This window comes from Roseovarius sp. SCSIO 43702, assembly GCF_019599045.1.
Classification (GTDB): Bacteria; Pseudomonadota; Alphaproteobacteria; order Rhodobacterales; family Rhodobacteraceae; genus Roseovarius.
On sequence record NZ_CP080623.1, the window covers coordinates 2762716 to 2775662 of the forward strand.

Here is a 12947-nt window from a genome sequence, read left to right on the forward strand (position 1 = left end):
CGGGTCCGGCCCGCGGGGCGCCTCAACTTCTCGAGATGCTCTCGAGCCGACAACCGCTGAACCGGCCCAGTGCCGCCCGGATCCCGGCCTCGGTCGGGTAGAGGCAGGCAGCCGTCGAAAGCGCATCCGCAAGGCCCGCGGACCGCGCCGAAACCGAGATCTCGCGCCACCGCGCGGGCACGGGTGCGCCGCGTTTCGGGTCGAGGATGTGGCTTTCTCCACTCAGCCCTTCTCCGAAGGTGGTGCCGCGCGGCGCCGACGTGGCCAGGGCCCGCGATCTAAGTGGCACCTCGCCCCCCGCCGCGAGGCGCACGGGCCAGTCGCCGCCTCGCGGATCGCCACCCAAAGCGCGGAATTCGCCCGTGTCGATCAGCACGTGGTCGAGCCCCTCCGCCGCCAGAAGATCGGCGATGCGATCCGCGATGACCCCTTGCGCGATCCCGTTGAGCGTCAGCGCCGCACCGGGCCGGAGCGTGATCCGGTCCGGCGCGATCTCCACGCCGTCCCAGCCCATCACGGCGCGGGCGCGGTCCAGGTCGGCGGCGGATGGCGCGCGCCCCGCGATGGCGGCCTCCGCGTGAACGCGCCAGAGCGGTTGCACCGTCGGGTCGAACCGCCCTTCCGTGGCGTCATGAACCCGCCCGGCCAGCGACAGGCACTGCAAAAGCTCGAAGGGCGGGGTCTCGAGCGTGCCCTGCCGGTTGAGTCGCGACAGCGCGCTCTCCGGGCGGAAAAGGCTGAACACGTCCTCCAGCCGGTCGATCTCGGCCGCGACCCGCGCCGAGATCGCGGGGGCATCGGCATGGGCCAGGCGCAAGGTCGCGCGCGCGCCGAGCGCCCGCCCCTGCCACGTATGCAACGGCAGGTCGGACCCGGCGAGTGCGGCGGCGGGCAAGGCCGTGGCCGCGGCGAAGATCGTCAGGACCCGGCGTCGGGATATCGTGCTCATCTCAGTCTCCAATCTTGTCCGACAGGTCGCGCAGACGCTCCTGGAACGTGCTGTCGTCGCTGTCCGGATCGTCGCTGTCTTGGATCAGTTCGACCGGCGCGAGGACCGCCGCGTCGGGTATCTCGTCAAGGGTCATCACGGTGCCGCCATTGGCCGCGGCGAAGGCCCGCGCCGCCTCGCGATCCGAGAAAGGCACCAGCTCCGGCGCGCCCATGCCGCCCACCACGTCGGCACCGACGACATAGACCGCCTCTTCGGCGTCGATCCAGTTCCGCGCGCCCGGGGCCTCCCAGCTTGCGCCGGGCGCGCCCATGTCGTTGACCCAGACCGCGACGACCTCGTGGCTCTGCTCGGGCATGCGGAGGTAGGCCACCACGTCGCGAACCTGGCTGAAGAAAAGCGGCGCACCGGGCAGCCCGCCCAGGTGGGCCTGTGCCTTGGGCCCGTCATGCTCCATGAGATTCATCTGGCAGTAATGCCCCACCGCGTCCGCGCTCAGCGGCACCGGCGTTACATCCTGCGCCGCCTCTTCCTTGCAGGCCGCGAGCAGCAGGCAGATCAGGACAAGGCCCAGGCGTTTCATGCGTCCACCTTCCGGAAGGTCAGCGCCGCCAGAAGCAGCGCGACGAAGGGCCAGATCACGACCGAGCCGAGGGATTGCCATTGCGGAATGGCCCGCGCCGCACCGGCCACACCGGACGCGGCGGCGCTGGCCTCGGCGGCGCTCAGGTTGAAAAGGCGAAACGCATCGGCCGGATTGGCCAGCAGCGCGACAGGAAAGACCTGCCTTGTGAAGAAGCCGCCCTCGTCGGCCACGACCGCCGCCAGAAGCCCGAGATCGTAGAGCACGACGAGGCCGAGCCAGACACCGATGGCCAGCCCGGCAGCGCCCGAGGCGCGCCGCGAAAGCGCCGAGACCGCGTAGCCGATCCCGAGGAACGTGGCCCCGAGCAGAACCGAAGTCCATGTCAGCCGCCAGAGCGCGTCAAGGCCGGCGACCGCGCCCGCATCCGCCGAGATCGCCACGATGGCCGCGGCGCCGTAGCCCGCGACCAAGGCCACGATCAGGATGACCACATGCGCCAGCAGCTTGCCCGCCAGCACCTCCCACCGCGCCACCGGATAGGTCAGCAGCAGCGGCAGCGTGCCGCGCTCGACCTCTCCGGCGATGGCGTCGAAGGACATGAGCAGCGCCACCAGCGGCACGAGATAGACCGAGAGCGAGGTGAGCGAGGCCACCACGACCGACAACCTGTCCGCGCCGAGCGCGCCGGTGGGGGCCGAGCCCGCCGCCGACAGCACCAGCGAGAAGACGACCATCAGCAGCACCGCGATCAGCACCCAGCGGTTGCGCCTTGCGATGTTCGCCTCGATCCGGGCGGTGGCGAGGATGCGCGCGATCATTGGCCGTCCCTCCGGCTGAAATGGCTGTAGATGTCCTCGAGGCTGGGCGGGATCACCTCGAGATCGGCCACCTTGCCGCGCATGACGGAAATCCGGGCCAGCGTGTCGAGCTTGTCCTGCTGCGCGCAGGTCAGGTGCAGGCCCTTGTCGGTGCGGATCGCGCCCGGAAACGCCTCGATGAGGTCCGAGGCGTAGCCGTTCATCGCCGTCACGTGGAGCGCCACCGGCAAAGCCGCTTCGCTCCGCAGGTCCGAAAGCGTCCCCTCGGCCACCATGCGCCCGCCCGACAGGATCAGCAGCCGGTCGGTGCGCGCCTCGACCTCGGTGAGCGCGTGGCTCGACAGCAGGATCGCGGCCCCCTCGGCGGCCAGCCCGTCGAGCAATTCGTAGAAATCGCGCCGCGACACCGGGTCGAGCCCGCTCGTCGGTTCGTCCAGCACCAGCAGGCTGGGGCGCCCGATCAGGGCCTGCGCCAGCCCGACGCGCTGCCGCATCCCCTTGGAATAGGTGCCGATCCGGCGCTTTGCCGCGAAGCCCAGCCCGACGCGCTCGAGAAGGTCCATTGCGCCCGATGCGTCCTCGCCGCGCAGCCGCATGTAGAAGGCGATCTGCTCCAGCCCCGTCAGCGCCGGATGGAACGCGGCGTTCTCGGGCAGGTAGGCCACTTTCGACCGCGCCACCGCAGCACCGGGGGCGCCACCGCAGACGGTGATCTCGCCGCTGTCGGGCGCGATCAGGCCGAGGATGATCTTCATCATCGTCGACTTGCCGGCCCCGTTATGGCCAAGCAACGCCACCCGCTCGCCGGGGGCGACGGAGAGCGAGACATCGGACAGGGCATGCACCCCGCCGAAGCTCTTAGTGAGCCGAGAGATCGTTAACGTCGATGTCATTCATATCGCTTTCATCACGGCGGGCGGCGGCTTCGGCCTCCATTGCCGTGTATTCTTCGGGCACCGCGATCTGCGGCGGGTTCATCAGGGGGGCGCTGTCCACGACACCGCCGGGCAAGGTGGCCGGGAAACTGGACTGCGCCCAGCGGATCAGCTGCACCGCCGGCGCCCCGGTCAGCAGCTGCGCGGCGGGTTGCGACCACAGGATGTGGTCCATGAGATCATTGGGCCTGAACGGACTGTCGGCGATCCCGTCGCCGTCGAGGTCGAAACCGGGATGGTCGGACCAGTAATTCCCGCGCTCCTCGAAGCTCCACTCGATATCGCGGGTGCCGACGTATTTCACCTGCTCGCGGTTGCCGATGAAGGCGTTCCCGGTCAGCACGTTGCGCTCCGACCCGGCGGTGAAATGAATGCCGATCTCGCATCCCTCGAAACGGTTGTCGTAGATCAGGTTCTTGTGCGCGTTGTAGATGAAGGTGCAGCGGTTCGCACCCCCCCGCACGAGGTTGCCGGACACCTCGGCGTTGTTGGCATAGTTGAGCATCACGCCGTGACTGATGTCCGACAGGCTCAGGTTGTCCTTCACCACGATGTTGTTCGAGAACATGATGGCATAGCCGAGGCCGTTGCCGATGGACACGTTGCCCGACACCTCGGAATCGTTGGTATACATGTAATGCACGGCAAAGCGCAGATCGCGGAACAGGTTGTTGCGATAGGTGCCGGTGCGCGAGGTGTTCGAGAAGATGCCGTCGCGCCCCCAGCGCACGGAATTGCCCTCGACCAGCGTGCCGGGCGAGTTCCAGACATAGATGCCGTTGCCCCGGTCGTTGACCCGCTGTTGCCGGGTGCCCTCGATCGTGTTGCCGATCACCTGCGCGTCGCGGCCGCCATGCACGTCGACCCCGTGCAGGTTGCCCAGTATCCTGTTGTTCTCGACGATGGCGCGGTCCGCGCCCTTCAGGATCTTGACTCCGGCGTCGAGCGCTTCGCTGTTCATCCCCGACCCGGTGACGGTCAGGTCGCGGACCGTCACGTCCGGCGCATCGATGGTGACGACGGTGCCCTGCCCCATGCCGTCGATGACGGCGTCGCCGGATCCGCTCAGGGTCAGCGGCCGGTCGATGGTGACGGCGCCCTCGTAGCGTCCGTCCGAAAGAAGCAGCACATCGCCGGGTTCGGCCCCGGCGATGGCCTTGGCAAGCGTGCCCTGCCCGGCCGGCACGGCCGTTTCGGCCGCCTGGAGGGGCAGCGCGAAAAGCAGGCTCAGCACAAGGGGCAGGACACGCATCATGGCTCAGCTCGCCCGCGGTTCGACGAACATCCGGCCGCGCATCTCCATGTGGAGCGCGTGGCAGAACCACTGGCAATAGTACCAGAAGACGCCCGGCTGCGCCGCGGTGAACGTGACCGAGGCCGTGGCCTGCGGCGCAACCTCCATCGCGACACCGTGGTTGCCCATGGTGAAGCCGTGGGTCAGGTCGTCGATGTCATCGAGGTTGGTGACATAGACCGTCACCTCGTCCCCCTGCTGCACCGTGAACGACTCCAGCGAGAAGTTCGGCGCCTGGCTCGACATGTAGACGCGGACCTTGTTGCCGTCACGGATCACCGTGTCCTGCCAGTCGTCGAGGTCCACACCGTCGGCCTCGGCCTGCCGGCGCGCATCTTCCCACATCGGGTCGTTGCGGTCCCAGACCGATTTCGGGCTGACCTTGGACGGATCGACGATGATCGAGTCGTGCGGCTCGGCGAAGGTCGGGCCGTCATGGATCAGCGTGAGGTCGTCGCCGTCGATGGCAAAGAGCTGCTCGTTCTCGGGCTTGAGCGGTCCGACATTGAGGAACCGGTCCTTGGAGAACTTGTTCATCGTGAGATAGTACTTGTCGGTCGCCTCCAGCGTCTCGCCCATCACGGTCGAGTTGTGGCCGGGCTGGTAGTGCACGTCCTTCTTGACGATGATCGGATCGACGTCTTCGCCATTGTAGAGCTGGATCGCCTTCTCGATGTTCCACTTCACCACCTGGCTGTCGAGGAAGAGCGTGGTGAAGGCGTTGCCCTTGCCGTCGAAACAGGTGTGAAGCGGCCCGAGGCCCAGTTCGGGTTCGGCCACCACGGCATCGCGCGGCTCGATGGTGCCGGCGAAGACATCGTCGAGCTTGCGCACGTCGATCACCGAGACCGTGGGCGACAGCTTGCCCGCGATGCAGAGGTGGATCTTGTCGGGCGCCATGTTGATGCCATGCGGGTTGTTCGGGATCGGGATGTAGCGCGTGTAGTTCTTGTTCTGGCCCTTGCGCCCGTCCAGAACCTTGACGCCGTTCAGCTCCTGGTAGTCGCCTGCCTCGATGCCCTTCTCGATCTCCTTGATGTTGAACACGACGACGTGGTCCATGTCCTTCTCGGTCATCTCGGGCAGGGTCATCCCCATTTCCGAGTTGTAGGAGGTCGAGAAGGCGTATTTGCCATCGTAGTCGCAGTCGGTGTTGTCGAGGTTGCCCGACACCATCACCTGCCACGCCACGGTCATCTCGTCGGCGTCGATGGCGGTGTAGAAGTTCACGTATTTCTCGGGCTCGTCGAGGATCTGGCCGTCATTGACCATCGGCACCTCGTCCTCGCCGTTGGCGAACACGTAGTTGGTGCGCGGCCATTTCTGCGGGCGCAGACCATGGATCGCCTTGGCGTTGGGGATCTCGATGATCTTGTCGCATTTCATCACGTCACAGCGCACCCGCGCGACGCGCGTGTTGGCCTTGTCGTTCATGAAGAGGTAGCGCCCGTCATAGGTGCCTTCGGTGAAGGACATGTGCGGGTGGTGCAGGTCGCCGTTGGGCGGGAATTCGTGACCGTTGGCCGCGAGGTATTCCTTGGTCTTCTCGGTCAGGCCCTCGGTGAGGATCTTCTTGGATTCGTTGGTGATGCCCCAACCCGTCGCCGAGTCGATGTTGAAGACCGGCACGCGCATCAGTTCGCGCATCGACGGGATGCCGAGGATACGCATCTCGCCGCACTGGCCCGAGGACCAGAAGCCGTAATATTCGTCAAGCTGGCCGGGCGCCACCTCGGCCCCGGTGGCGGCGCGAGCGCTCGTCGTGCTGGCAGCCGTGGCCGCGCCGACGGCGGCGGTCCCGGTGAGCATCGCGCGCGATCCAAGGGCCCCGGCAAGCGCCGCGCCCCCGGCCGTGGCGCCCATCAGGGCCCGGCGTGTGATTGGCAGTTTCTTTCCCTCAGACATAAAATATCCTTTCAGGTTGCAGGGTCAGTTTTCGGGTGGTTCGGATGGCCTCTCAGGTCGCGGCCCAGATCGGGCGCGGCCGAGACCTTCGCGCGCCGCTTCATCTTCTTGATGACGACGGGGCATTTGGTGGTCGACTGGTACAGGACCTGGCAATGCAGGCAGTTGATGCACTCGTTCGGATTGATCTCCCCGGTGGGGTGGATGGCCTGGACGGGGCATTCATGCGCGCAGGTCTGACACGGATTCCCGCACTCGTGATAGCGCTTCAGCCAGTCGAACATGCGCAACCGCGCCGGGATCGCCAGTGCCGCGCCCAGCGGGCAGAGATAGCGGCAGAAGAACCGCTCGACGAAGAGCCCGGCGATGAGCAGCGCGGCGGCATAGGCGACGAAGGGCCAGGCGCGCACGAAGTTCAGGATGATGGCGGTCTTGAAAGGCTCGACCTCGGCCAGCTTCTCCGCCTGTTCGATGCTCATGAGCGAGACCCCGAACAGGCCGAGGAAGATCATGTATTTCACCGGCCACAGCCGTTCGTTGAGACCCCAGGGCAGCGTCCATTGCGGAATGCGCAGCGCGCGCGCGATCTGGTTCAGAAGCTCCTGCAACGCGCCGAACGGACATAGCCACCCGCAATAGGCCCCCCGCCCCCAGAACAGCAGCGCGGCGGCCACCGCGAACCACAGGATGAAGGTCAGCGGGTCGAGCAGGAATGCCTGCCAGCTGAAATCCGAGGTCAGCGAGTTGAAGAGCGCGATGAGGTTCACGACCGACAATTGCGCATTCGCGTACCAGCCGAGATACACGAGGACGACCGTCAGGAAGCCCATGCGGAACCAGAAGAACCCGCGCTCGTTGCGCGTGGCGATCCCCTGGAAGAAGAAAACCGCCGTCAGAAGCACGAGCATTCCGACCACGACCGCGATCTCCGTGGTCTTGTCGGCCCAGATGCGCTTCCAGAGGGCCTGGTGCGCCTGGTCTTCGGATTGCGTGGTGACTTCGGTGACGGCCGACGGCACCTCGGGCGCAGGCGCGGCCGCGACCGGCTGCAGGTAGCGCTCGGGCAACTGGTAGCCCAGGTCGAAGGTGGTGAAGATCTTCTCGATCGCGCCCACCTCGCGCTGCACCAGGAGCTGGATGCGGAAGGGCTCGGTCGGGTCGAAGCCGCTGTCGGCGGGAATCTTGAACAGGTCCATTTCGCTGAACTGCGGGGCGCCGCTCGCATCTATCCCGTTGATCCGCTGATGCATCCGGTCGCGGAAACGCACCGAGATGTCATCCTGGATCAGGACGATGCGGTCGAAGATGCCGCCGCGCACATAGCCCGATCCCTTGAAGGAATAGATCCCCCGCCCGAAGATCGCCACCGCGTGGTCGCCCTCGTCCAGCCAGGATTGCAGGTTCCGGGCCCGCGCCTCGCCCAGGAGCGCCTCGGCGATCGCGGGATGCGAGATCAGCGTGGCCTGCATCTCGATGAAGGTGGTCTCCGGCGGCTCCGTCAGCGCGCGGCTTTCGGCACGGGGGTCGTCCATCGCCGCGAAGGCCGCGTTGACCTGGCCCACGTCAAGCGACAACCGCCGCAACGTGCCGTCACCCTCCAGCGTCGTCCAGTCCTGCGCCGCCGTCGCATCCGGGTCGATCTCGAAACGCGGCCCGCTCTCGACCTCGACGTCGAGCCCGCCAAGCCCGAGCTGCCGCGCGACCTTCAGGCCCGCGCGGATGATCGAATCGTCGATCACCATGATCGTGACCGTCGCGCCCGAGATGATGTCGAGCTCATGCGACGTGCCGCCGGATTCGGCCTCCGCCACCAGGTCGAGGCCGCGATAATTCTCAACCAGCGCCTTGACCTTGGCATCCGGGATCCCGATCAGGACGATCGGTTCGTAATGTTTGACAAGCTCGACACCGATCACCTGCGCCGCGTCATCGACGGCCACCATCGTGTGAATCGGTTTGCCGGAATAGCCCGTGGTTGAAACGAAATCCGACGTGATGAAGGCCCAGCCGATCTGCTCCTGATCGCGCAGCACCTGGACGACGGGAAGATCGTCATGCACGCGCCCGAACCCCGTGGCCCCCTCGACCAGGTCTTCCGCGGCAATGTCGGGCAGAAGCCGCGTCAGTTCGGATTGTGCCTGCGCCGCTTGCCCGAGAATGAGCATGGCAAGACACAGGAGCGGCACCCCGAGGAGGGAACGAAGAAAGATCATGAGCGGATTTCCGTTTGGTCAATCTGCCCGGTCCACGCCGCCGGAGGGCCGCGCGGATCGGCAAGGAGGTATTCGATTCGGGTGGTCGTGGAACCGGTCGCGCGCGGCGCCGCGACCTCTTCGACGACGAGGGCCGTCACCGCGGCCAGGATGCCCGGCAGGGCCGCGTCGTCCGAGACGATGCAGCAGGCGTGAGCGGCGTCGCAATCCTCCCCGGGTGCCACCGGCTGGCCATCGCGATCCACGCGCACGACCTGATCCACCCCGTCAAGGCACAGCTCGGCCAGCGTCTTCCCCGACTGCGCCATGCCGCGCGATACCGGCCCCGACAGGACCAGCGCGAGCGATAGGATTGCCAAGGCAAAGGTGGATACGAAGATTCGCATGTGTCTTGTCTATTCGGTCCGAAGATCGCCGACTTTGATTTAGAGCAATAGAAATCCCGCGGATCGCCGTCCGGCCTCGAATCAGCGGGAAACGCTTCCCGGGGCCGACGCGTGAGCGCGCATCATTCCACCGGCTCGGCGACGCTCGCCCGGTCCAGTGCTGCCCGGCACCAGTCCAGTATGGCCGCGGCGTCGGGCTGGAGCCGTGTCGCCATGCCGCCCGCGAAATCATCGAACGCGGCGCGATGGGTCTCCGAAAGGCCGAGCACGACAGGAATGTCGCGGGCCAGCGCGTCGGCGATGAAGGCGCGGAACCCGCGCCCCTCCGCCTCGCTCAGGCCGAACTTGTTGAGGATGACCAGATCGACCTCCTCCGAGGCCAGTCGCGCCGTCGCCACGCCCACCGCCTCTTCCAGCGCGCCGGCATCCATGCGGCAGGCCGCGGACCCACTGCCCAGATCCTGCGTGATGCGGATCTCGGGCCCTTCCGGCAGGAGCAGGAGCGTGCTTTCGCACTGCTCATCGGGATGGGCGGGGGCGCCCGCGCGCACCGCGCCCAGCATCCTGACGCCCTCTTGCCGCAATTGCGCAACGGCCGAGGCCAGCAGCCTGTCCGTTTCTCCCCGACGCGTTCCCGTGAGTGTGGCGAGCTTCATGTGGCAACCTCCATACTGGCAGACTGGTCGGTCTCTTCGGCGCGAAATGCGAAAAAATGCGCCGCGCGTCCCGACCGCGTGGCCGGGCCGCCGATTTTCACGTTACATTCGAGCCTATGCCCGCTAATACGTATTGTAAATGCCGGTTCATCAACGGGATGACGCATGCGTCTGACGTCTTTCACCGATTACGGCTTGCGCATGCTGATGCGCCTGGCCAGCGCGCCGGACCGGTCCTTTTCGACCGCGGAACTGGCCGAGGAATTCGGGCTGTCGCGCAACCATCTGAGCAAGATCATGCAGCAATTGGCCCGGGCCGGCATCGTCGTGACGCGCCGTGGCGGTGGCGCCGGCGCGCGGCTGGCGCGGCCCGCCTCGGAGTTTCTGCTGGGTCATCTCGTTGCCGTGCTGGAAGCCGACCAGGCGCTCGTCGAGTGCTTCGGGCCCGGAAAGACCTTCTGCACGCTCGACCCGCAATGCCGCCTCAAGGCCCGGCTGCGTTCGGCGGAAAGCGCCTTCATCGCCGATCTCGATCGCTCCACCCTGGCCGATATCGCCTTGGCCGAACCCCGGAAAACCGCGTGACCGAAACCTCCTCGAACCGAAAGGATCTGCCATGACAAGCTGGCTTCCAACCCTCATCACCGCGACCCCCGAAGAAGGCTATGACCTTGCCGTCAAGCTCGCTCGCATCGCGGTCAAGAAGACCCAGCCCGATGCCGACATCCGCGACCGCCTGCGTCCCGAATACGCCGAGGATGCCGATTCCCTCATCGCCGTGAGCCAGGTCGTCGCGACCCATTTCGCCACGATCTCCGCGGCGAACGGCTATTGGCGCGACGCTTCCTGAGTTGCTGCCTTGCCCCGCTCACGTGATCAGCGGGGCAAGGTAGAGGCCCAGCATCAAGAGGCACAAGGCGGTCAGCGCCACGTCGAATCCGCGCCGCCAGCTCGGCGCCTGCGCCAGTTGCAGGTATTGCGCGAGGATGATCCGGGCCTTCTGCCACGCCAGCGCCATCACCGCCACGCCGGCCGCTACGGGCCATTGCACCCAGACCCCCGACAGCGACAGGAGCGTCGAGCCGAGGCTGAGGACGACCAGCAGCGCCCAGGCGATAAGGAGCGAACGGCGCGTCATTGCAGGAGGTAGATCACGGGAAAGAGCAGCACCCAGATCAGGTCGACGAGGTGCCAGAACGCGGTCGCATCCTCGATATTGTCGACGTGATCGCGCCACGCCACCAGAAGCAGCAGTACCACCCCCGCCACCACATGCGCGGCGTGAAACCCGGTCAGCATGAAGTAGAAATTGAAGAAGACATGCGTGTCCCAGACGATGCCGCTCGCCGCCTTGGACGCGTATTCCATTCCCTTGATCCAGAGGAAAAGGATCCCGAGCATGGCCGCGGCGACCAATGCCAGCCGCGCCCGTCCCCGCGCGCCGGCCCGGCGCAGATGGCATGCCAGCGCCGCGAGAAACCCGCTCGTGATCAGCACGACCGTGTTGATCCCCGCGCCCGTGCGGTCGAGCATGTCCTGCGCCTCGGCGAAGCCCGCCGGGTCCGTCATCCGAACCGACAGGAACACGATCAGCCCCGCCCCGAACACCAGCAATTCGCTGATGATGAGGATCCACATCAGCAACTCGCCGGGCAGTTCGTCGAGGACGCTTGCATCTGACATCGGGCGGCCACCTTTCGGGGAGTCTCCGTCGCCGGCCGAACTAGTATTTCATCTACCCATTCGCAAGCTCTAAAGAAAACCGGAGACGCGCGCTCATATTTTGAGCGCAGTTTGATCCAAGGCAAAGTCGGCATCCCGATTCCCGCGCAAAAGCGGCGCATGGAACATATAGATACCCTCAAGGCGCTCGGCCTTTTCGATGCGCGCGTGCCGCGCTACACGTCCTACCCGACGGCGGCGGTCTTCTCGCCCGCGACGAATGGCGCCTTTCAGAAAGCCGCGCTCGAAAGTCTCGACCCGACGGATCCGGTGTCGGTCTACATCCACATCCCGTTTTGCGAGCGCCTGTGCTGGTTCTGCGCCTGCCACACGCAAGGCACGCAGACCCTCGGCCCGGTGGAGAGCTATATCGGAACGCTGGAGGCAGAGCTCGACCTGCTCCGGCGGACCCTCCCCGAAGGTCTGCGCATGGGCCGCCTGCATTGGGGCGGCGGAACGCCCACGATCCTTCCACCGCCCCTGATCCACCGACTGGCCAAGGCGATCCGGTCCGTCTTCCCCCCGGCCGCGGAGTTCGAGTTCTCGGTCGAGATCGACCCGACGATGGTCGACCGGGCCAAGATCGACGCGCTGGCCGACGAGGGACTGTCTCGCGCCTCGATCGGCATCCAGGACTTCGATCCCAAGGTGCAACAGGCGATCGGTCGCCTGCAATCGTTCGAGGTGACGCGCGCCTGTGTGGACGATCTGCGCGACGCGGGGATCACCTCGCTCAACACGGACCTGGTCTATGGCCTGCCGCATCAGAGCCTGGCCCGGATCGAGGACACGATCGACAAGGTCCTGACCTTCGCGCCGGACCGCGTCGCGCTCTTCGGGTATGCCCATGTGCCGTGGGTGTCCAAGCGGCAGAAGCTCATCGACGAGGACGCGCTGCCCGACGATCTGGCGCGCTACAGGCTGGCCACCCGCGCCGCCGAGCGCTTCGTCGACGCGGGCCTGACCGCCATCGGCATCGACCACTTCGCCCGCCCCGGCGACGATCTCGCACTGGCGCTGGATGCCGGGCGGTTGCGCCGGAATTTTCAGGGCTACACCGCCGATACCTGCCAGACGCTGATCGGGCTCGGCGCCTCGTCGATCTCGCGTTTCCCCGACGGCTACGTTCAGAACGCCCCGGCGACCGCCGCCTATATCCAGCGGATCGAGGCCGGCGAATTTCCCGGCGCGCGCGGCTATCACATGACGGCCGAAGACCAGCTCCGCGCACGCGCGATCGAGCGGCTCATGTGCACCTTCACATTGGACCTCGACGATCTCGGCGCGGAGTTCGGGCCGCCCGCGCAAAGTCTCGCACCTGCCTTGGCCGCCATGGCCGCGCGCTTCGCACCCTTCGCCTCGCTCGAGGGCGGGCGCCTGCGGATCGCGCCCGAAGGCAGGCCCCTGACCCGCATGATCGCGTCGGTCCTCGATCAGCATGTGCCCGAAGGCGTGAGATACTCGCGCGCCTCCTGACCACCGG

14 protein-coding genes are annotated in these 12947 nt (G+C 66.5%); 3 read left to right on the plus strand and 11 right to left on the minus strand.

What is annotated here, in order from left to right:
• Positions 1 to 22 precede the first annotated feature (22 nt).
• The 9 genes from K1T73_RS13715 to K1T73_RS13755 form a co-directional block, all read right to left on the minus strand.
• Positions 23 to 949 carry an FAD:protein FMN transferase gene (locus K1T73_RS13715; RefSeq protein ID WP_220601239.1) on the minus strand — a complete coding sequence of 309 codons (927 nt, stop codon included), beginning with the start codon at positions 947 to 949 and terminating at the stop codon, positions 23 to 25.
• A 1-nt stretch (position 950) separates the two neighbouring features.
• Positions 951 to 1532: a nitrous oxide reductase accessory protein NosL gene (locus tag K1T73_RS13720; protein WP_220601240.1), complete on the minus strand. Its 582-nt coding sequence runs from the start codon at positions 1530 to 1532 to the stop codon at positions 951 to 953.
• Positions 1529 to 2353, minus strand: a complete 825-nt coding sequence (locus K1T73_RS13725; protein ID WP_220601241.1) for an ABC transporter permease — start codon at positions 2351 to 2353, stop codon at positions 1529 to 1531. Before K1T73_RS13725 ends, K1T73_RS13720 begins: the two co-directional genes overlap by 4 nt.
• Complete coding sequence (locus tag K1T73_RS13730) at positions 2350 to 3246, minus strand: ABC transporter ATP-binding protein (RefSeq protein ID WP_220601242.1); 897 nt, start codon at positions 3244 to 3246, stop codon at positions 2350 to 2352. The genes K1T73_RS13725 and K1T73_RS13730 overlap by 4 nt, the downstream gene beginning before the upstream one ends.
• Positions 3212 to 4543 (minus strand): nitrous oxide reductase family maturation protein NosD, encoded by a 1332-nt coding sequence (locus K1T73_RS13735; protein ID WP_220601243.1) that lies wholly within the window; start codon positions 4541 to 4543, stop codon positions 3212 to 3214. The genes K1T73_RS13730 and K1T73_RS13735 overlap by 35 nt, the downstream gene beginning before the upstream one ends.
• Before the next feature lie 3 nt (positions 4544 to 4546).
• Positions 4547 to 6487 carry a TAT-dependent nitrous-oxide reductase gene (gene nosZ / locus K1T73_RS13740; RefSeq protein ID WP_220601244.1) on the minus strand — a complete coding sequence of 647 codons (1941 nt, stop codon included), beginning with the start codon at positions 6485 to 6487 and terminating at the stop codon, positions 4547 to 4549.
• Between the two features lie 11 nt (positions 6488 to 6498).
• Complete coding sequence (locus K1T73_RS13745; protein ID WP_220601245.1) at positions 6499 to 8700, minus strand: NosR/NirI family protein; 2202 nt, start codon at positions 8698 to 8700, stop codon at positions 6499 to 6501.
• Positions 8697 to 9086, minus strand: coding sequence for a hypothetical protein (locus K1T73_RS13750; RefSeq protein WP_220601246.1), 390 nt, complete (start codon positions 9084 to 9086; stop codon positions 8697 to 8699). Before K1T73_RS13750 ends, K1T73_RS13745 begins: the two co-directional genes overlap by 4 nt.
• Before the next feature lie 122 nt (positions 9087 to 9208).
• Entirely contained in the window at positions 9209 to 9742 is a 534-nt protein-coding gene (locus tag K1T73_RS13755; RefSeq protein WP_220601247.1) for a DUF2478 domain-containing protein, read from the minus strand.
• A 165-nt stretch (positions 9743 to 9907) separates the two neighbouring features.
• Here K1T73_RS13755 and K1T73_RS13760 point away from each other — a divergent pair, with 165 nt between their 5' ends.
• On the plus strand, positions 9908 to 10327 hold the full coding sequence (locus K1T73_RS13760) for an Rrf2 family transcriptional regulator (protein WP_220601248.1): 420 nt from the start codon (positions 9908 to 9910) through the stop codon (positions 10325 to 10327).
• 31 nt (positions 10328 to 10358) lie between these two features.
• Positions 10359 to 10592, plus strand: a complete 234-nt coding sequence (locus tag K1T73_RS13765) for a hexameric tyrosine-coordinated heme protein (RefSeq protein WP_220601249.1) — start codon at positions 10359 to 10361, stop codon at positions 10590 to 10592.
• Between the two features lie 18 nt (positions 10593 to 10610).
• Here K1T73_RS13765 and K1T73_RS13770 read toward each other — a convergent pair whose 3' ends face one another.
• Positions 10611 to 10880, minus strand: a complete 270-nt coding sequence (locus K1T73_RS13770; protein ID WP_220601250.1) for a nitric oxide reductase F protein — start codon at positions 10878 to 10880, stop codon at positions 10611 to 10613.
• On the minus strand, positions 10877 to 11425 hold the full coding sequence (locus K1T73_RS13775) for a cytochrome c oxidase subunit 3 (RefSeq protein WP_220601251.1): 549 nt from the start codon (positions 11423 to 11425) through the stop codon (positions 10877 to 10879). Before K1T73_RS13775 ends, K1T73_RS13770 begins: the two co-directional genes overlap by 4 nt.
• A 159-nt stretch (positions 11426 to 11584) precedes the next feature.
• Between K1T73_RS13775 and hemN the strand changes: the two genes are divergently transcribed.
• Positions 11585 to 12940, plus strand: a complete 1356-nt coding sequence (gene hemN / locus K1T73_RS13780) for an oxygen-independent coproporphyrinogen III oxidase (RefSeq protein ID WP_220601252.1) — start codon at positions 11585 to 11587, stop codon at positions 12938 to 12940.
• Positions 12941 to 12947 lie beyond the last annotated feature (7 nt).

Bases quoted from the DNA above. Each gene is read 5' to 3' on its own strand.
- K1T73_RS13760 (WP_220601248.1), top strand. From the start codon at position 9,908: ATGCGTCTGACGTCTTTCACCGATTACGGCTTGCGCATGCTGATGCGC.
- K1T73_RS13730 (WP_220601242.1), bottom strand. From the start codon at position 3,246: ATGACATCGACGTTAACGATCTCTCGGCTCACTAAGAGCTTCGGCGGG.
- K1T73_RS13745 (WP_220601245.1), bottom strand. From the start codon at position 8,700: ATGATCTTTCTTCGTTCCCTCCTCGGGGTGCCGCTCCTGTGTCTTGCC.
- nosZ (WP_220601244.1), bottom strand. From the start codon at position 6,487: ATGTCTGAGGGAAAGAAACTGCCAATCACACGCCGGGCCCTGATGGGC.
- K1T73_RS13750 (WP_220601246.1), bottom strand. From the start codon at position 9,086: ATGCGAATCTTCGTATCCACCTTTGCCTTGGCAATCCTATCGCTCGCG.
- K1T73_RS13775 (WP_220601251.1), bottom strand. From the start codon at position 11,425: ATGTCAGATGCAAGCGTCCTCGACGAACTGCCCGGCGAGTTGCTGATG.
- K1T73_RS13735 (WP_220601243.1), bottom strand. From the start codon at position 4,543: ATGATGCGTGTCCTGCCCCTTGTGCTGAGCCTGCTTTTCGCGCTGCCC.
- K1T73_RS13765 (WP_220601249.1), top strand. From the start codon at position 10,359: ATGACAAGCTGGCTTCCAACCCTCATCACCGCGACCCCCGAAGAAGGC.
- K1T73_RS13715 (WP_220601239.1), bottom strand. From the start codon at position 949: ATGAGCACGATATCCCGACGCCGGGTCCTGACGATCTTCGCCGCGGCC.
- K1T73_RS13770 (WP_220601250.1), bottom strand. From the start codon at position 10,880: ATGACGCGCCGTTCGCTCCTTATCGCCTGGGCGCTGCTGGTCGTCCTC.
- K1T73_RS13755 (WP_220601247.1), bottom strand. From the start codon at position 9,742: ATGAAGCTCGCCACACTCACGGGAACGCGTCGGGGAGAAACGGACAGG.
- hemN (WP_220601252.1), top strand. From the start codon at position 11,585: ATGGAACATATAGATACCCTCAAGGCGCTCGGCCTTTTCGATGCGCGC.
- K1T73_RS13725 (WP_220601241.1), bottom strand. From the start codon at position 2,353: ATGATCGCGCGCATCCTCGCCACCGCCCGGATCGAGGCGAACATCGCA.
- K1T73_RS13720 (WP_220601240.1), bottom strand. From the start codon at position 1,532: ATGAAACGCCTGGGCCTTGTCCTGATCTGCCTGCTGCTCGCGGCCTGC.